An 18324-nucleotide genomic window follows, 5' to 3' on the forward strand; every position below is an offset into this window, starting at 1 on the left:
GATAATCGTTTAAGGTACGTGGCTTTAAATCTTTTCTTGCTTTGAGGTAGTCATTCAGCACTTGTTGTAGAGTCATAGCATGAACTTTTTTGGTTTTCTTTTCTGCTATCGGATCATCGCCTCTGGCAACACTACCCAAAAGACTCTTGGCTTGCTTTCTGGCTTCTTCAACAGTCAAGTTGCCGTATTTGCCTAACGTCACTCTTTTAACCTTGCCGTTGATTCTGGTTTCAACAATAAAACTTTTAACACCACCAGAAGTAATTCTTAAAGCAAAACCTTTTAAATCATTATCACGATAAAACGTTTGGGTTTTATCTGGAATATGCTCGAGTTTATCAACGATGGTTTTGGTTAATTTAATACCTTTTTCAGTGACTGCCATTTTTACCCCTAAAATTCCATGTAGACGCCATGTAGACAGTTTATTTAAAACCAAATATTTGTCAATAAAATTAAAAATGGCTTAATATCGTTGATTTTAAATGGTTTTTAAAAGAAATTAAAAATTGGTAAAAGTGGCTAAAACCCCTATTTTACAGACTCATAATCCGTTGGTCCTAGGTTCAAGTCCTAGTGGGCCCACCAATTAAAGTCAGTAAAATCAATCAGTTACACTTGATACCCTAAATCCTAAGAAACCCGCTTCGGGACTTCTTCGGGATTGGTATAATAATCTCGCATTTTATTGGTATAAATTCAACCCACCAATCAGTCAAATTGATGCATCTATAACTCATTTTGACTGAATTTAGACCTTAACCATAAGAACCAAAACTTATGTTAGTCCGTTGGTTCTTATCCGATTCCAACTGTCAATCAGAGGTGATGACTATCTTTTCTAACCAAAGTATCAGATAACCCTATAATATATTTAGCCTTTACCTGCCTCACCATTTCGTCAAAACTAATTGAAGGAATATGGTGACATTCATCGACAATGACATGGCCATATTGTCCGAGAAAAGCAACAATATCTTTATGTTTCACTAGACTCTGAATTAAAGCGATATCAACTATGCCATGTGTCTTCTTTCTACCCCCACCATAAGCACCGATTTTCTTAGCAGGGAATTCTCAAAAATTGTTCAATACGCTCCTTCCACTGGTCTGCAGTTGTTTGGTATGAACAATAATTAAGGTATTAACTGAGCGTTTAGCAATCAGCCAGGCTGCAACCACCGTCTTTCCAAATGCAGGAGTTGCTGACAATACACCGATAGATTCTTGATTAATGAGTCAACAGCAAGCTGTTGTTCTGGTTTTAGTGTACCGTAAAATTGTATATCAATAACTTGCCCTTCATTTAACTCAATTTGCTCGGTGTATTTAATACCAAGATCTTTAAACATAGGGATAATTTCATCATAGCATCCCTTAGGTAAGCCAATATGATGAGAATAATCACGAGCACAACCAATAATCCTGGGCTTATCATAAACAGGCAGCCGCATTGCCTGTGCCTTATAAAAATCAGGACTTTGAAAAGCGGCTATTCTAATCAAACGATTCAATAAAGCTTTAGGCAATGATTCCTTCTCGATAAAAATTTCATTACTGATGACCAGAGGAGTATTGATTAATCATCAGTTTTTCAATACATTAAGCCAATTCACATTCATATAAACCCCTCATAAAAGAGGATAACCGGCTAAATTCTTTTCTTATTTCGATCATTTTACTTTCAAACTGGTCTGTTTTATTCGCATAAATTGCAAGTTCTCGTAAATCCCCCAGCAACTTTGTTGCATGCCTATAGCCTGATTGAGTTTTTGATTGAATAGAATTATTAACCTCTTGCCAAATGGCAGGTTCATTTATTGCCAGGCGCTGCAGTTCTTTTACCCTGGCGGATCGCTTTTCATTTTCTATTTTTTCTTCACGAAGTTTTGTTATTTCTTCTGATTGATTTCTTAGCTGGGCAAATGTCCTAGCTGAATTAAAATCTTCTTGCTCAGGATAATTGATAAAATCCTGTAGTCTCCTTTTTAATTTAAAACTCAAATCTGGCATGTTTTGCATAAAACCAACGAGAAATGTATTTTTTTCTTCTTCCGATAATTGCGAAATCAAAATATTCATCTCTGATTCTTGAATATCGACAGACTTACTTGTTTCGGCAGCTACCTGAACAAGATCCATATCTAATTCAAAATATGAAATAAGAGCCTCTAACTCAGGAGATAATTGTTTTAAATTGTCCGGGACAGGTGGTTCTACTCCCTCTTCATCTACATGATAATATTGTGCTGCAGCTAACCATGCGATATAAAGCGCACTTAAATCGCCATTTAAAAGTTGCTGACGGATTGGCGCTAAATCATCCAAAACACCATCGCCTTCTATCCAGCCACCACCTTCTTCATCATAGATGCATAAATCCAGAATAAGAGATTCCCCATGAATAGAATAGGAAATGACATTTGAAACACAATAAGGGTTGATTTTCGAATGTTCAATCCAATCAACTGGCAAACGAAGCATTAATTGTCTTGTACCAAAGCTGTTCATATACAGCAACATATCAAAATAATCTGCTAAAATTTCCTTTTCATCATACCGAAAATCACCGTAAGAATAAGTATAAATTGCTTGTGTTGTTGTAACGATGGCTCGACTTGATAAATCTTCTAACGTGCTGCGGGCCTCTCTGTCCAGTTTCCGCCCGTCAGTTCTAAACTCATAATACTGATACTCACTCATTTATTTACCTAACCTCGTAGTTACAAATAATTTAGGGCATTATGCCAAAACCTCTCCATCTAACCAATCCATTGGCACCCGATAAGTAAGGTTAAACTTCTACTTGGGCCTTAGATCAGTTCTTTGTTGGCTCTTTTTAGAAGTCATTATGTTTTCTGTTAAGGATTTTTTCATAATCTACTCTCCATATTACTGGTTATTCAATCCTTTGAGTTTTATCGTTTATTTCTATTTATTTTCGACCTTTTTGGTCACTGGCAAAGCCCTTTTTGGTAATTTTCGGTAATTTATTATTTATTTCTGTTTATTCATGATTATTTTCGTAACTAATCGTTCTATACCGAACAATTACGAACCCCAATAATGGGTTTTAATTTGTACAGCTCATTAGCATTTTAATAGTGCCTAATTTCAGTGGTTCAATGGTGTATGCAGCCAATGCAGCAACCAAATGAGTCAAAGCATTCATCATAGAACGATGGCGCGTATGCCATACTTGAAAGCAATGCTTAAGATGCCCAATGACGGTTTCAATAATACCTCTTTGATTGAGTGGTTTCTTTTCATATCGAGAGATTTGAGGCTTGGCTTTCATGTTTTTACGCATTCTCGTGATGAGCTTTAGACCACCAGAAATCAATTCATCAAATATCCTTTTGCCAAGATAGCCCTTATCACCAAAGGCTAATCCTTTGAGTTTTTTCAACAGTGGAACTGCTTCCTTGCTATCGTGGCGGCTACCTCTAGTAATTTTAAATGCCATCAGTTCCCCTCGGTCATTCGTGACAAGATGCAGTTTCAAACCAAAAAACCACCCAACAGACGTATGCCCATAGTCCGCAACAGCATCAAAGGTTTATGGCGGGAATATGCAGTGGCAAACAGGCAAACAACTAGAGTCGATATAATAGATGCCTGTTTGTTGACCTGCCTTGAGCTGGGTAAAGACGTTGAGAGGAAACATCGCCCTTTGCATCAAGTGCACAAACCTCTCGTAACTAGGTAGATTAGGGAAGTAGCCTTTGTAATAAAGGCACAGTAGGCCGGAATAGAAATTCTTGAAATCCCTAACTCGTGAGCTTTGAAACATCACCAAAATGGTCATGATCTCACTTATCGCTAAGGTACATGAAGGGCCTCGCTTACCTTTCATTGGTCCTGTCAACATGTAGTTTTGAGTGTAAGCATCAAACATATTGCAAAAATCATCAATTTCGCAAAAAATACCGGTTAGCTGGTGTATGTCCATATCATATTGTCCTTGGAGGGAAAAATCTGACATGCTAATGTACGCCGGCTCCATTTTCTATAACAACAGAATAATTTTCTTGCAATAAGTGTTTGTTTAATTAACAAAACCCATTATTGCGGTTCCATATTAGCCAAACCTTTAATCCATAATGGACATATTTTTGAGGCTAAACATGACTTTTTGTTATTCCCCACTCAAATTTACCGCGATAACAGTAATTTTTTTGAATTTATAATAAATAAATATGGGAAAATCAGGAAATCAATCAAATTTACCGTCATAACAGTAATTTATGGTGAATTAATGCAAAGAAATGCAATAATAAATTTATTTTTATCATTTTTACTGCTATAACAGTAATATATAACTAATTTTTGGTGTTTCATGCCCAAACACGAAATTTCCAATTTAATCCATTATTACCGCAAACAAAGCGGCTTATCACAACAGGAATTAGCCCGGTTAGCGGGTGTCGGCAAGACGGTTATCTATGATATTGAAAAAGGGAAAGAATCAGTGCGCTTGAACACATTGCTAAAAGTATTAGATGTGTTAAATATCCAAATTAAATTTGAAACGCCTTTTCCTCAAACAACGGATAATAATTCATGAGAAAAGCATACGTATCAGTGAATGGCATTAGAGCTGGAATATTAGAGGATTTAGAAGGTAAAAAATATCAATTTACTTACCTAAATGATTATCAGGGGGCACCTGTTTCTCTCACCATGCCGTTAACAAATAAGATCTATAATTTTGACGTATTTCCCCCTTTTTTTGAAGGATTGCTACCTGAAGGGATTATGCTTGAAGCATTATTACGCAAATATAAAATCGATAAAAATGATTATTTTGGCCAATTGATACTAGTTGGCCAAGATGTCGTAGGCGCAGTGACGATTGAGGAACTAAGATGAAACACTGTCCTATTACTTATGAAAAGATAAGTGTTCAAGAAAACTATTCGCAACGTGGACTGCATTTGCTTTCACCTCAATTAAAAAATCTTAGCCCATTAGATTTAAGTGCTGATGAGCAGCGACAGGAAGCAATTGCTCGTGTAGGAAAGATGTCTGTTCAGGGCGTCCAAAAGAAACTAAGTGCCAAACTAAAGATTAAAGAGGGATATTTTGAAATCGTTGATCAATATGGGCAGTATATTTTAAAACCACAAAGTGATATTTATCCAGAATTGCCTGAAAATGAAGCCATTACTATGACCCTTGCAAAAACCATAGGCCTTGAAGTTCCGGTTCATGGTTTGGTTTATTCTAAAGACAACAGTTTAACCTACTTCATTAAACGCTTTGATAGAATAGGCCATAATAAAAAGTTAGCTTTAGAAGATTTTGCACAGCTATCAGGCGAAGATCGACATACAAAATATAAAAGTTCTATGGAAAAAGTAATTGCAGTCATAGAACAGTTTTGTACATTCCCAAAAATTGAATTCGTGAAATTATTTAAGTTGACGTTGTTTAATTTCTTGGTCGGCAATGAAGACATGCATCTAAAAAATTTTTCTTTAATTACTAAGGATAGAAAAATTTCCATATCACCAGCCTACGATTTACTTAACTCAACCATCGCTCAAAAAAATACCAAAGAAGAACTGGCTTTACCTCTAAAAGGAAAAAAAAATAATTTAACAAAGAGTGATTTTCTTAAATATTTTGCGATTGAAAAATTAGGATTAAACCAGAACGTCATCGATGGGATCGTACAAGAGTTCCATCAGGTAATACCAAAATGGCAAGAGCTGATTGGTTTCAGTTTTTTATCTCAACCGATGCAGGAAAAATATCTCGAATTGCTAGAGCTACGGTGCAAGCGATTAAATTTTTTTGATTAACTAATATCCGCGGCCTCCATCATATGCCTAAGTATAAAATTAGCTACTTGTTGCATGGGTTTTCTTAATCGCTCAACGTCTTTAATGATATACCCTGCTGTTACAGCGTTATTCATTTTATGAGCATTGAATTTGTTCGCCACCTAAAAAATGAATTAGAAAATGATGATGGAACAATATTTAGATATAGTAGCCATGAAAATAGCTATCTTAACTATATTCGTGAACATCTAGAGCAAATGATTGAGCCACCTAGTGACAAAGAAGAGTTATGCTCCTTTATTTTTTCCATCACAAAATCACCTTCTAAAAGCAAAGTAAAATGGGAGGGACCGCATTGTATGGTTGATATTATTTTGAATACAGTCTTGCACAGTAGGAATAGGTTCATCTTGAAAATCAAAATAGGTTAAAAAAGTGACAGGTCCAACTTTCTCAATGTCAGCTTTAATAAATATTCACGTAAATCTCATTCACAACCGTTATGTACCTGCAAAAATTGCCCACCGTTTTAGAGCCATAAATCTATATCACGTTAAAAGATCCGCTTTATTTGTCTTATCCTCACCCGTACCTGCCCATCGATTGCGTTCGAGTAGTTGTGTTGAGCAGCTTAATACTGCAGCAATGATTTGTTGGCTAAATAAAGCAGACTCTGGGGCTGATTCAAATTCGTTTAATAGATCTAGGCGAGATATAGTTAATATAGACATAGTGGAACCTCTTAAAATTGATCATTCATTGCAACTGTATGTTGCGCCTATCCTGCATCCTGCTGCATCCAGCGTAATGAATATCAACCTTTATCCAGCTCCATCGCAGATAAATTGTTTGTGGCGATATACGTTTCCATGAATTCCTAAGCTCTTACTTCTACCGTTGTATTTACGGTTCATTAAAAGCTTGTGAAATTTTTACTTGAATCCTAAAAGCATTTCAAGCGAGTTAGGGTATTTTAAAAAGAAGTGGATTTAAAGGATACTAATTGAAGTGTAAAAAGTACTTTTGTCCCATCTGCCCCACAAGCATATTTTGGAGTGGGACGCTATAAACCCAGTAGTGATAAGGGTTTCCCACTTGACCCTTTGTCCCTCTCATTTTTATAATCCATAATAGACGAACTTATAATCCATATTGGACGAAGCCAAATAGAACTACCGCACTCAAGATGCTAAAGTGTTATTAATTCTTGTATCGTAGGTTTGTAGTACTCTGCTGCGCCAGCCTTTACTATTATGTTATTTGTAGGCTGATATTCAGCATCACTATGCGTGTGTCCGCAAAGAACTAAAAAGTCTATTGAGGGATTCTCAAGAGCATAAGGCATCAGTACATCACCGATAGCTTTAGAATTGTTCTATTCGTTTTATGACAGTTTGAACTCGTTGCTCTGTCACTGGCCCATCATTAAGATGGCCAGGGAGTGACTGCATGAATTCATCATTTTTTAAGAAATCATTGAATACCAACCTTAAGTGCTTCTTTAAATCTTCACTTGAAGTGTACACTTGCTCCGCAATATCAATACATCCTGCGATCACCGTAATCATGTCTTCAAAGTCATGACTTCCAAGAAAATCATAGTTCCCTCTTGATTTAAAAGCCTCTATTTTTGTCGCTAAAAAATAGGGGGCTGTTACAGATTTGATGGTAATGTCCTCTGTAATTTGATGATCAACAGCATGTTTGATTGCTTCTTTATACCACTCATTTCCCCAACCCAAAATTTTTTCATCTGTAGGCATTACATCCAATATGATGTCATCAAGATGCCAACGACAGGTGATCTCATCTTGCATCGATCGATAAAAGCCTTTCTCTTTTAGTTTTTCCTCAAACTTATAATACTGGCCTAACGACAAAACATCGATGATGCAGTCCACATCCAATGTTGTGCGAACATCTAATGATAATGGATCAGTGATAAACAAAGCCGTGGTACAGCCACCAAGATAGACCACTTCATCGTTCAATTCCCCGAGTTTCCTCGCAACCAACTCCAGCATTCTTAAATTGGATGTCGCTCTTTCGTTTCTTTGATGCATAAAACTCCCTTAATAACTCTATTGCTATCTTACGCTCTCTTGCTCGCCCTGAACGAATCGCATCAATGAGAACCAGTAGCTCGTAAAAAGTTTGATCCGGGTGTTTTGTTAACGCCTCCGGCACCGATCGATACAATGGTTCCAAAGCTACCCCTCGCTGATCGCCCTCAGCATAAGGCCATACAGGTATGGGATCATCTCCTAACAAGATATGTTTTTTAAATAAGGGGGCTGCATAGCTTGTAGGAATACCCCGTGTATATACTCCCAGTTGCACCGGAAAGAAGTATTTTACACCGTAAATCAAGCATTCCTCACAAGCGGCTTGTATGGGCATCCGAATAGTTTTACTTGAATTAGATTCTTCAGATTTACGATATACAGGTGCAATCAATCCAGATAATTCCAATCGCTTCATCCCTTCATGCACTTCAGACGCACTCATGCAAAGATAGGTTGCCAAATCTTTTTGAAGTAATTGCTCAGGTCGCTCACTAGCTAATATTTTTAACAGTATCACGATGTCTTGTGGCTTTAACATGTATCGTTCCAATGTGACCTCTATAAACAGAGTATAGCACAAATTCGCAATTCGCGAATCGCGAACTGCGAATCAATAATTGTTTTTGGTATTTTTATTTATGTGAAGAAATGTACTTTGTCCCATACGTCCCACAATTGCAAAATGATGCAGGGACGTTTCTAGCTCAGAAATGATGCGGATGCCCCACTTGTCCCCTTCGTCCCAAATATTTTTTACTGGTGGGTGGAATACTGGCCCAGCAGTCGATGCATGATGCTCCCATCTCTGAGTGATAAGCTTAAAAACGCTTATAGACATTTTTGTCGAAAAAATAATAACTAATATTGTAATTTTTTTTGTTCACATCAAATGCGTCTTCTACTAGATAATATTGCCAGGAATTAGCTGCTGATGCCGTATCTGAGAGAGATGTTTGTATACATAGATAGGATTTATCGCCTTTATTTATTCTCCACCAATCAGAAAAACGAAGAATTGGGATATCTGGTTTAACACTTGGATTCATCGAATAGTTTTTAGCTGTTGCTGTACTTATTTTTTTATTTGCAATTATTAAATAAGGTTGGTCATCACACACTACTGCTCCATAGATCTGAGCATTAATTTCAGAATCGAAATGATTTCTACAACCTGGTTCATTATCATTAGTGGTGCCAAACCCATCAAGTAAGGTCATGGTTATAGAATCATTGGCTGGCTTACTGTTTTTACATGATTGTAAAAATTCTACTGGGGGCATGGCCAATCCAATAGAGCTTATGAATATACAACTCAAAATTACAACAAATTTTTCCCTTAAATACATTGCGTTTCTCCTGCTTCTAGCGCCTCTTTAGTGTACTTCCAAAATATAGTTTTATTGATGCCAGATGTTGAAATATAAGTATATTCAAAATACTTAAACCTAGAGGGTCAAGCCTTGCTTTTTGCTTTTTCATGAACCATGTTTACTATGCGACTAATCCACGAATAATGTAGACCAAAATACTCGCCAATTTCAGCCAGACTAAACTGACCGCTGGCATATGCTAACCTGATGCAATCATTCCTATTGGATGATTTTTTTTCGTACTCATGTAATGAGCATTTGACTGGCATGTAATGTGGCTGAGGTATATAGGTAAACTTTTTTTCTAGTTCAACTTTTTTTTGCATTTCATTAACAAAATTTGCAGAACCAAGATAAATTTGATTTTTTAAATTATCCCATAGGGTATGGACCTCCATGCCTTCACATACATATTGTTGATATTTCTCAATCGCTATTGGTAAGTTTTGACTAAATAAAGAAAGTATAAGATCTGTTGATAACCAAGAAGGTTTTATTAGCGGATTTATGGTCGAATGATAGCTACTCCAAGGCCAATCTCCAACGGAAAAAACCATTTGGGCTCGCACAGGATTTAAAACAATATATCGAGACAATTCAAGCAAATAATTATCTTTTTCTACCAAGATTCCTTTGAATCTGCCTTGAAAAATATGTCCGACACGATTATGAGTTTGATTAAATTTTTGTGTATAAATCCCGTTGAGTAATTGCATTCCTTTACTAAGGTTCCCAAGAGGGGTTTCAATAAGGAAATGATAGTGATTGCTCATAAGACAATAGGCGTAGCATACCCAGCTGCATTTCAAACTTACTTTAGAGAAAATGTCTAAAAATAATACTCTATCATTATCAGATAGGTAAATATTCTCCTTTTTGTTTCCTCGAGAAGTTATATGATACAACGCTCCAGGATATTCAATACGTAATGATCTAACCATGTTGGATTTGCCTTAGGTTTTACTTTTCCATGAGGCACAAAATTAATTTATCTACTCATTTTAGTCAATTTATTATTTGTGATATTTGAATAAGTAATGGCATAAAGCAAAAAGCAAGGCTTGACCCTCTAGGTCCTATTTAAAGCAAAAAGCAAGGCTTGACCCTCTAGGTCCTATTTGCTGAACAACATGGCTTTTTTGCGCAATGCAAAAAACATTGAAAGAGCTTTTGGGGACCACGCTGATAACATAAAACGTCTTCAAAGCGAGCTCAATTCACTAGAAAGCAATAAGCCGAAGTTTTTAATGTTTTTCAATAAAGTATCTATTTCAAACAAAGAAGCAAACCCTTCATTCAATCATGAAGAAAGCGAAGCGGTTACATTTGACTCTAAGGAACCCTAGTAACCATAGCAACTGCGCTGAGTTTTCATTCAAGGCAGTTGCTTGTATCTTTAAATTGAGAATCCATCTTTTAAAGATGGCAGCCAGATTTTTAGGCCGAAACCCATAAAACCCAAATAAATGGTTTTCTTTTATACAATTTGATTGTATGATATCAGATTATTGTGAATACCAACGTGCTACAACAATGAAAACACTTGGGCAACTCCAAATTACTGGCACCTTTTACATCCAGGCTCGCTACCCGAGTCACAAAATAATACCAAGCGCATACCTTCTCTAAACGTTGGTTTGAACCCCAACACCCCAATTTTTTTAACGATTCATGCAAAACACAGTGCAGTGCGACTTGCGGCAGATGCTGTCTTTTCTTATGCCAGCCACAAAGCAAGCCCCTTAGCGCATCTACGTTTTCGTTATATCTAGAAGGTATTTTAAATGATTACGAAACATGAAATAGAAAATGAATTTTGGCAGCGTATTGAAAAATGTCGAACTCAAGGCAATTCCTTGCTTAATTCATCAAGGCTTAAACTTCATCTGCTAGGTGAAAAACGCTTGGCCGAGTTGATGCGGGAAATTCCTAAAGGCGTCACCGCCCTGGATTTGAGTTGGAATTCCCTTGATGAACTCGGTGCTGAGGCTCTAAAAACTGCTCTGCAGGGCATTCCAAAGAACATCACCACCCTAGACTTGAGCAACAATGGTCTTGATAAACTCGACCTCCCTGCTTTAGCAAAGGTCCTAGCTACCATCCCAAATCATGTCACCTTCGTTCATCTAGGGGATAATGGTTTTTTTATCAATAAATCCACCAAAGAAATCGATGCCTTTCTGCAACAATTAGGCATAAGAAGGCGTTCTAATTTATCTGGGAATGGTGAATCCTCTTTAGCCAGGGCCCTGGCGCCTATGGCTTTATTGACGCAAGAAAACTCAACCAACAATCCGCGGCTGCCCGCGTTACCCATAGACGTGGCCGCCCACATCCTCTCCTTTTTGGATACCAACCACAAGCCTAAAAATCAAATTGGATTTTTCCAGCAACAATTGAAAAAAACAATTGAGACGATTGAAAAAATCAAATCCTCTAAATCATCTCAAAACAATCCGGAGGCACCCAACTCCATGTCTCGAAACTAAAGACCAGCACTCTCACAACAAGCGATGCAACTGTCATTTCAAGACGGTTGCTTCGCTTATTTTGAATAAAGACAATCATGCCGGATGGACAACTAATGAGCCATGTTCACAAGATAAAATTCTTGATTGTTGTATGGCAATGAATTCGTTGCGGCAATCGTCAAAGACTAAAAGCGTGGATTTTTAGGCAGAATAACATTAAATCACCAACAAATGGTTTGCTTTTAATCATCTTGTTGATATAGTGTCACCCCATCACGAACACCAACGTGCTGCACACATGAAATCACTTGGGCAACCCCAAATTACTGGCACCTTTTACATCCAGGCTCGCTATCCGAGTCACAAAATAATACCAAGCGCATACCTTCACTAAACGTTGGCTTGAACCCCAACTCCCCATTTTTTTAACGATTCATGCAAAACACAGTTCGGTGCAACTAGCGGTAGACGCTGTCTTTTCTTAAGCCAGCCTCAAAGCCAACTCCTTAGTGCATCTGCGTTTTGCTATAAGCAGAAGGTATTTTCAATGTTTACGAAAGATGAAATCCAAACGATAGAAACAAAGTTTAGGCAGCGTATTGAAAGATGTCGGGCTCGAGGAGATTCCTACCTTAATTTAGCAGGGTTTGAGCTCAATCGGCTAGGTGAAAATCGTTTGGCCGATTTGATGCGGGAAATTCCAAAGAACATCACCACCCTGGATTTGAACAAAAATGACCTTTATAGACTCGGTGCCGATGGTTTAAAAACCGCTCTGCAGAGCATTCCAGAGAGCATCACCACCCTGGATTTAAGCAATAATCAGCTTGATAAACTCGGTGCCGAGGGTCTACAAACCGCTCTGCAGGGCATTCCAAAGCACGTCACCACCCTAGACTTGAGCAACAATGGTCTTGATAAACTCGACCTCCCTGCCTTAGCAAAGGTCCTAGCTACCATCCCCAATCATGTCACCTGCGTTCATCTAGGGGGTAATGGTCTTTTTATCAATAAATCCACCAAAGAAATCGATGCCTTTCTGCGACTATTAGGCGAAAATAGGCATCGTTATCATTTGTCTGGCAATGGTGAGTCCCAATTAGCCAGGGCCCTGGCGCCTATGGCTTTATTGACGCAAGAAAACTCAACCAATAATCCGCGGCGGCCCGCGCTACCCAGAGACGTCGTTGCCCACATCCTCTCCTTTTTGGAGACCAGGCACAAGCCTGAAAATCAAATTCGCTTTTTCAAATCGCAACTGCAACAAACAATCGATGTCATCGCCACCATCTATAGCGAGAAGATAAGTGCACTAATCAATCTATGCAGCGATTATAAGGCCCATCTGGAGAGAACCCAATCAAGTCAACATCATGAGAAACTAACAATAATGCAAAAATTAGAAGCCATTTTACAAGACAATAAGAAAAAACCCGATCAAAGGCTATCCGATTTTGCTAAGTGTTTCTCAGAAAACAGAAGCACTCTGCAAGAACATCGCGATTCAATATCGACTCGCTTTATAGCATCCATTCTGCATGTCCTCAGCTTGGGACTGTATTCTAAATTCACCAAAGGAACGTTTGCTTTTTGGAGGTCCCATGGAGACATCGTGTGTGATAAGCTCGAGAAAGCGCTGCCCCACAGCTTAATCAGCTAATCTCCACGCATTACTTCATGTTGCTTTGACGCTGAAAACCGATTGCAATCAACCAGCCCTTGCAATCGGTAGCCAAGAGCAGGTCATGTATGAACCGGTTCTTGTTCTAATTCTGGCGTGCTTCATATTTCAATCTTCTGGCATCAAGGATTTATCAAAAGCAAGTAGCCCGGCTGCTTGCAGCCGGGAAAACCATCCCACCATTCCCCAACAAAATAATACATTATCTGCAAACTTATAAAAAATGAGAGGGACAATCCGGTCATATTTATTATCCGTAGAGGGGAAGATTTTTTTCCACAAGGACAGAGAGGGCTGAGTATTTAAAAATAATGAATAGCATACTTGCTTCTGAACATCTCGAGCTTGCGTTGGGTCTAGTTTAAAAAAAAATTTATTTATTTGGTCAAAAACACTCTTTGGTAAAGTAAAACCACCAATTTGTTGGTTGCCATTGAGTTGATACCTTTGTAATAGCCAAGCTCGGACACCGGACTCAAGTTTTAACAGCGCTTTGATGGATTCAAGGGTCAATTTTAGTTCTCCACCCTTACTTTTAACAAACTGAGCTGCATGCCTCACTTGATTTAATGGGTGCAACTCATGGTCGGCATTAATTTGGATTTCTTCTTTGGCATTAAAATTAGAGTATTTTTTCTGAAACTCAGCAATTTCTGTAGGAAAAGCATTGAAGAGTCGTTCTATCAGACAACTTTGCAAATAATGACCAATGGGATAGGTATTTTTTACTTCGTATTGTTCATTATATTCCTCCATGTGCTTAGTAATCCATGGATGTAGGGCGCTACCAATGAAACCTTCCAGTGAGAATTCAGACACATAAGGGAAATAAACCAGATCTTGTAACGCAATACAAAATAATACTCTAATTTTGCAAGGCAATTTTTATGGTTTTTGTATCAGCAGAATAAAATGCTCCCCACTTCGAGCTCCTCTAACACTGTGTTTTTCTCCAATAAAGATGCTATATGCTGTACGTCTGCATCACCAAGTTTATTGGTATTTAAATCCAACAACACCATTGCAGGATGAGTCTCTAGTGGTTTTAGAATAATAGAAATGTTTGAGCCGAGATCACAATTGCCCAAATAAACTTATTTTAACCTGGTATTCACTGTAAAGAACTGAGCTAGCAATCGCGCAGCATTTGCATTGACTGGATTACCTAAAAAACTAATGGTTTCCACGTTCGTATTGTTTTGCAATGCCCTAGCAAGATCTTCAACTTCTTGCAACTTTAATTTGAATCCTTTGACATCCGAGCAAATCAATTCTTTTACAGTAGGGTCATTAGATCGGAGTTTGGGGAGCATATCAATAGAGTATATAGGCATTTAAGGGTTTTTTGTAAATTGAATGGGGTGAGGTTAATATAACAAAAGTAACTCCTGAATCATCCCCAGCTTAGCCCGTATTAGCGAAGCCTAATGCGGGATTTAACGTCATCCCACCTCTTTAAAGCTGACGAACGTCTGTGAAGTAAATTAGCTCCATTCCCGGATTACGGCTTCGCCTAATCTGGGCTACGCTTGTTATATGTCAGGCTGAATTGATATCAAGTATTATGGATTGAAAAGCAAACAAAAACATTTATATGCTTGACAAACTATCTATGAGTAGATAGAGTCGCACGTCATGAATATAAATAAGACAAAAGAACGGATATTGACTGAAGCAGAAGCGTTGATCCAAACCAAGGGATACAATGCTTTTAGTTTCAAAGATATTGCAACAGTAATTAATATTAAGACTGCCAGCATTCATTATCATTTTCCTAGTAAAGAAGATCTTGGTGTTGCAGTAATAGCCTGGCATGCGGATAAAATAGCGAGAGTCTTATCAGAGATTAATAGTGATGTGTCTCTATCTATCAGGGAAAAAGTACAGACGTTCTTTGACGCGGTTCTATCACTCACCTTCCACACTGAAAATAAAATGTGTCTGGGTGGAATGTTTGCCTCAGATTTGCAATCTTTACCTACTGCTATCCAGAATCAAGTACAAAAATTCTTTTCAATGATACTCGATTGGCTAGAAGAACTCCTTGTTGAACATGGCTTTTCCAAGGTGGAAGCCCTATCAATAGCCAAGAAAATAATTGCCTTGATAGAAGGTGCATTATTATTAGCTCGATTATATGGAGATTTAACTTTCTTGGAAGAAGTAAGAGGCTATATCGATCAAACGATACAGTGATTTTTTTTAACAACAATACCTATCTATTAATAGGTAGTCTAACAAGAGAATATTCTATGAATAAAATTAAAGCATTAGCAATGATGTTAATTTTTTCGTCAATCAATACTTATGCGCAAGAGGAAATTTCTATGAAACAATATAATCAAATTAATGAAGCAACAATGATTAAAATGAAGAGCAAGCTACCAGACTCGACTGAATTTGAAATTTTTTTGGTCGCTGGTGGTAAATTAGTAAAACAAACTGAACCCGATACAAAAATATGGTTTGCATTGAAAGGTTGTGATAACGAACTAACAATTTTTGATGCATTCTATGATAACGCCGGAAGAAATGCGCATTTCGCCGGGAAGGTTGCAGAGGCACTGAAAAATAACTCTGACAAGTTAGTACTTGGCGGTTGGGAAAAGGGTGTATTAAAAAATATAGCAAACAGCAAGATACTATCTTCTAAATTACCCAAAGAGCCGGTTACAGTTGGTGTTGCCAATTATATAGAGTTCACAGCCAAGCAAGGCAAAGCAGATGAACTAGCTGCTTTACTATCAAATGCCGCTGAACTTGTTAATAAAACAGAACCTAAAACAGCATACTGGATTGCTTTGCAACTTAATGATAACACTTTTGCAATTTTTGATGCCTTTTCTGATGAAGAAGGCCAAAAAGCACACTTTACTGGTAAGGTTGCAATGACTCTCAAAGATCAGGCAGAATCCCTGCTTCAAGATGGATGGGAAAAAGGTGTTTTATCTCATGTCCAAAACTTTAAAGTGATCACTAATGTTTAATTAAAAGCAGCAAGCTTAGCCCGGACTAAGCTTAGACGTAATCCGGGCTAAGCTTCTATCCAATGACTCGATTAATTAGTAAAGCGAAAAGCCGCTTGGTGCTCTTTGATTTTTTTTCTGCTTAAGTTTTTAACGTTTGAAAAAAAGCTGAGTACTTTATCAAATTCATGCTTTGTGCCTGAGCCAAAAATGGCTTCGTCGTCCGTGCCAACCACAATTGGGTCGCTTAAATCAGGGTAGATGCTTGCGACTGGATGGGGGGACTTTTCCAGATGCCAATTTAATTTGCTGTGGCAAGTGGGACATACTTCAATGGAAGCCTGTAATTTTGCAATCCTTAGTTTTTGTTGTTCAGTCAAGAAAATGCAATGGCCAAAGCGGACTCTTCCATGTAATGGGTTGGTGCCTTTATTTTTGATAGAGTCGACCCATTTTTCCAGAGTAGATAAGATCTTGTCCGTGTCTTGTTTTTCGATTTCGGTGTCCGTTTCACCCATGTGAATAGCAATCGATAGGCCACTATTTAACACTAAATTGATGGTTTCAGTTAAAGCATCGCCTGTTAAAGTTCGGTTTACTTTGGATGAGGGATTGCCTGAGATGTCCAAGCCAGCCAACACATGATGCGGACTATTTTTGATATGACTTATAAATGCTTTCGCATCTTCTGCTGTATGAATGGTTCTGTCCAAGCTCAATAACCCGACGGCTTTTTTGTTCGTGAACCGTTTATTGGCCTCTAGCAAGCCTTGTTCAAATGCTTCAATATAGTCATCACGCGTTTTGGGGGTTATTGCTTTTGGTGTGGTTCTTATCTCTAAGTATTTAGCACTTGAATTTCCTACTACATCCAAAACGCCTTCAAAAATATCATCTAAATCTTGAACAATCTTATGAATTAATCCGAATTGCTTCCAAACCAAATCAATTACTTTCTCAGAATAGCCTTCTTCTGGTTGTTTGCTTGTCAGTTGCAGATATTCTTCTCGTACATTCACGAAGTCTTCATAAAACGCCAAGCATTTGTTTTTTTCAGCTGTTTTTTTTAGGTAGAGCAGGCTAAAACTGCCATTCAGATGATTATGCAAATCGGCAGTATGCTTTTTTGTCATGCTGATTCTTGTTAGGAAAAGTGGGCAGTATATTGAAATAAACGCCAGATGTATAGGGTAGTAGAAAGTGAATCTTATAGGGGTCTGACCAAAATATTAATCCAATAATCAAGAAGATAAATCATAAAATAGCCGGGGTTTTATTCTTAAAAGCTATTTTTGAGGCCTAAATTGGTTTTTTAGGAAGTAATGTTTGTTTTCGTTTTAAATAAACAATCTCAGGGTACTTACTTCTTTAGTTAGAAGTCATTTTAGTCCCTGAAAACAGCCTCTAAATGGAAATATTGGGGTGTTTAAAGATTTATGTTATTGATTATTAAATTAATATTTTGGTCAGACCCCTATTAGGTCCTTGTGATAATGAGGTAGCCATAGCGGTAAGGCATGCTTTAATCGCTTACCACACATCTGATCGGTAGCAAGCCATATTTTTTTAAGCGGCTCTATAAGAACAGCCGGATCATAGGTCTTCTTTTTTCCTGGTCTGCCTGGCTTTTTATCAGAAATCGGCAACTCTCTTAGTAATCTAGCCGCTGCTTTGCGGTGATAGCCATGCATCTTACAAAAATCATCTAATATACATTTTTTCTGAGCGCGGTTACTGCGATGATAGCGCCAACGTAATGTTTTTAAATATAAATCCATCCTCAATTCTCCCATGCCGGTTTCCCTCCTTCGGCAACAGTGATATTGAGGCAACGATGCAATTTACATACTTATTTTGATACTTCTTCGGCAACAGATAATTTGAGGCAATTCGAAAAAAAATATTATAGCGATTGTTTAATAATACCTTAATTAAAAACAGGTATAATTGAACAATAGTTTCGCAATATGAGCTACTCATA

At 37.7% G+C, this 18324-nt stretch carries 22 protein-coding genes and 3 pseudogenes; 9 read left to right on the plus strand and 16 right to left on the minus strand.

The window, feature by feature from the left end; genetic code table 11:
• The 6 genes and pseudogenes from Lwal_RS16085 to Lwal_RS17165 all read right to left on the minus strand — a co-directional run.
• Positions 1 to 385 (minus strand): Arm DNA-binding domain-containing protein (locus Lwal_RS16085; protein WP_157066293.1); only part of this gene is annotated, 385 nt, incomplete at its 3' end.
• 434 nt (positions 386 to 819) lie between these two features.
• Complete coding sequence (locus Lwal_RS17980; RefSeq protein ID WP_231950965.1) at positions 820 to 990, minus strand: DEAD/DEAH box helicase family protein; 171 nt, start codon at positions 988 to 990, stop codon at positions 820 to 822.
• A 173-nt stretch (positions 991 to 1163) separates the two neighbouring features.
• A complete protein-coding gene (locus Lwal_RS17985; protein WP_058481802.1) occupies positions 1164 to 1529 on the minus strand; it encodes a hypothetical protein in 366 nt (121 codons plus the stop codon).
• A gap of 73 nt (positions 1530 to 1602) precedes the next feature.
• The gene (locus tag Lwal_RS16095; RefSeq protein ID WP_058481803.1) at positions 1603 to 2703 is read right to left on the minus strand and encodes a hypothetical protein; all 1101 of its coding nucleotides are present in this window, start codon (positions 2701 to 2703) and stop codon (positions 1603 to 1605) included.
• Positions 2704 to 3073: 370 nt separating this feature from the next.
• Positions 3074 to 3544: pseudogene (locus Lwal_RS17160) on the minus strand (transposase); the annotation flags it as partial.
• 15 nt (positions 3545 to 3559) lie between these two features.
• Positions 3560 to 3952, minus strand: a complete 393-nt coding sequence (locus Lwal_RS17165; RefSeq protein ID WP_133141277.1) for a hypothetical protein — start codon at positions 3950 to 3952, stop codon at positions 3560 to 3562.
• 387 nt (positions 3953 to 4339) lie between these two features.
• Here Lwal_RS17165 and Lwal_RS16110 point away from each other — a divergent pair, with 387 nt between their 5' ends.
• Genes Lwal_RS16110 through Lwal_RS16120 form a run of 3 tightly spaced genes read left to right on the plus strand, consistent with a single transcriptional unit; the run spans position 4340 to position 5807 of the window.
• Complete coding sequence (locus tag Lwal_RS16110; RefSeq protein ID WP_058481806.1) at positions 4340 to 4567, plus strand: helix-turn-helix transcriptional regulator; 228 nt, start codon at positions 4340 to 4342, stop codon at positions 4565 to 4567.
• Positions 4564 to 4872: a HipA N-terminal domain-containing protein gene (locus tag Lwal_RS16115; protein WP_058481807.1), complete on the plus strand. Its 309-nt coding sequence runs from the start codon at positions 4564 to 4566 to the stop codon at positions 4870 to 4872. Before Lwal_RS16110 ends, Lwal_RS16115 begins: the two co-directional genes overlap by 4 nt.
• On the plus strand, positions 4869 to 5807 hold the full coding sequence (locus Lwal_RS16120) for a lpg2370 family Dot/Icm T4SS effector (protein WP_058481808.1): 939 nt from the start codon (positions 4869 to 4871) through the stop codon (positions 5805 to 5807). The genes Lwal_RS16115 and Lwal_RS16120 overlap by 4 nt, the downstream gene beginning before the upstream one ends.
• Here the strand turns inward: Lwal_RS16120 and Lwal_RS17990 are convergent.
• A pseudogene (locus Lwal_RS17990) lies at positions 5804 to 5929 on the minus strand (integrase); the annotation flags it as partial. The gene Lwal_RS16120 and the pseudogene Lwal_RS17990 sit on opposite strands and share 4 nt — an antisense overlap.
• Between Lwal_RS17990 and Lwal_RS16125 the strand changes: the two are divergent.
• Complete coding sequence (locus Lwal_RS16125; protein ID WP_058481809.1) at positions 5927 to 6220, plus strand: hypothetical protein; 294 nt, start codon at positions 5927 to 5929, stop codon at positions 6218 to 6220. The pseudogene Lwal_RS17990 and the gene Lwal_RS16125 overlap by 3 nt on opposite strands.
• Positions 6221 to 6373: 153 nt before the next feature.
• Here the strand turns inward: Lwal_RS16125 and Lwal_RS16130 are convergent.
• The 5 genes and pseudogenes from Lwal_RS16130 to Lwal_RS16150 all read right to left on the minus strand — a co-directional run.
• Positions 6374 to 6520 (minus strand): annotated as a pseudogene (locus Lwal_RS16130) (DNA-binding protein); the annotation flags it as partial.
• Positions 6521 to 7153: 633 nt separating this feature from the next.
• A complete protein-coding gene (locus Lwal_RS16135) occupies positions 7154 to 7852 on the minus strand; it encodes a hypothetical protein (protein WP_231950966.1) in 699 nt (232 codons plus the stop codon).
• On the minus strand, positions 7770 to 8393 hold the full coding sequence (locus tag Lwal_RS16140; protein WP_133141276.1) for a hypothetical protein: 624 nt from the start codon (positions 8391 to 8393) through the stop codon (positions 7770 to 7772). The genes Lwal_RS16135 and Lwal_RS16140 overlap by 83 nt, the downstream gene beginning before the upstream one ends.
• A gap of 280 nt (positions 8394 to 8673) precedes the next feature.
• Positions 8674 to 9135, minus strand: a complete 462-nt coding sequence (locus Lwal_RS16145) for a hypothetical protein (RefSeq protein ID WP_231950967.1) — start codon at positions 9133 to 9135, stop codon at positions 8674 to 8676.
• Between the two features lie 173 nt (positions 9136 to 9308).
• Positions 9309 to 10166, minus strand: a complete 858-nt coding sequence (locus tag Lwal_RS16150; RefSeq protein ID WP_058481812.1) for a transposase — start codon at positions 10164 to 10166, stop codon at positions 9309 to 9311.
• Between the two features lie 189 nt (positions 10167 to 10355).
• On the opposite strand from Lwal_RS16150, the gene Lwal_RS17995 reads away from it, so the two are divergent.
• The 3 genes from Lwal_RS17995 (at position 10356) to Lwal_RS16165 (ending at position 13356) form a co-directional block, all read left to right on the plus strand.
• Positions 10356 to 10571, plus strand: a complete 216-nt coding sequence (locus Lwal_RS17995) for a hypothetical protein (RefSeq protein WP_058481813.1) — start codon at positions 10356 to 10358, stop codon at positions 10569 to 10571.
• A gap of 438 nt (positions 10572 to 11009) precedes the next feature.
• Complete coding sequence (locus Lwal_RS16160; RefSeq protein ID WP_058481814.1) at positions 11010 to 11714, plus strand: leucine-rich repeat domain-containing protein; 705 nt, start codon at positions 11010 to 11012, stop codon at positions 11712 to 11714.
• A gap of 529 nt (positions 11715 to 12243) precedes the next feature.
• On the plus strand, positions 12244 to 13356 hold the full coding sequence (locus Lwal_RS16165; RefSeq protein WP_058481815.1) for a leucine-rich repeat domain-containing protein: 1113 nt from the start codon (positions 12244 to 12246) through the stop codon (positions 13354 to 13356).
• Between the two features lie 129 nt (positions 13357 to 13485).
• On the opposite strand, the gene Lwal_RS16170 is transcribed toward Lwal_RS16165, so the two are convergent.
• Together Lwal_RS16170 and Lwal_RS16175 are read right to left on the minus strand one after the other, a co-directional pair.
• Positions 13486 to 14133, minus strand: a complete 648-nt coding sequence (locus Lwal_RS16170) for a hypothetical protein (protein WP_058481816.1) — start codon at positions 14131 to 14133, stop codon at positions 13486 to 13488.
• Between the two features lie 338 nt (positions 14134 to 14471).
• The gene (locus Lwal_RS16175) at positions 14472 to 14711 is read right to left on the minus strand and encodes a hypothetical protein (protein ID WP_133141275.1); all 240 of its coding nucleotides are present in this window, start codon (positions 14709 to 14711) and stop codon (positions 14472 to 14474) included.
• 301 nt (positions 14712 to 15012) lie between these two features.
• Between Lwal_RS16175 and Lwal_RS16180 the strand changes: the two genes are divergently transcribed.
• Together Lwal_RS16180 and Lwal_RS16185 are read left to right on the plus strand one after the other, a co-directional pair.
• On the plus strand, positions 15013 to 15573 hold the full coding sequence (locus tag Lwal_RS16180) for a TetR/AcrR family transcriptional regulator (protein WP_058481818.1): 561 nt from the start codon (positions 15013 to 15015) through the stop codon (positions 15571 to 15573).
• Positions 15574 to 15629: 56 nt separating this feature from the next.
• Positions 15630 to 16364, plus strand: a complete 735-nt coding sequence (locus Lwal_RS16185; protein ID WP_058481819.1) for a putative quinol monooxygenase — start codon at positions 15630 to 15632, stop codon at positions 16362 to 16364.
• Between the two features lie 71 nt (positions 16365 to 16435).
• Here Lwal_RS16185 and Lwal_RS16190 read toward each other — a convergent pair whose 3' ends face one another.
• Together Lwal_RS16190 and Lwal_RS17785 are read right to left on the minus strand one after the other, a co-directional pair.
• Positions 16436 to 17476, minus strand: a complete 1041-nt coding sequence (locus Lwal_RS16190; protein ID WP_058481820.1) for an amidohydrolase family protein — start codon at positions 17474 to 17476, stop codon at positions 16436 to 16438.
• Positions 17477 to 17809: 333 nt separating this feature from the next.
• On the minus strand, positions 17810 to 18121 hold the full coding sequence (locus Lwal_RS17785; protein WP_193787245.1) for a hypothetical protein: 312 nt from the start codon (positions 18119 to 18121) through the stop codon (positions 17810 to 17812).
• Between the last annotated feature and the right edge of the window lie 203 nt (positions 18122 to 18324).

Origin of the sequence: Legionella waltersii, from assembly GCF_001468085.1 — a bacterium.
Lineage (GTDB): Bacteria > Pseudomonadota > Gammaproteobacteria > Legionellales > Legionellaceae > Legionella > Legionella waltersii.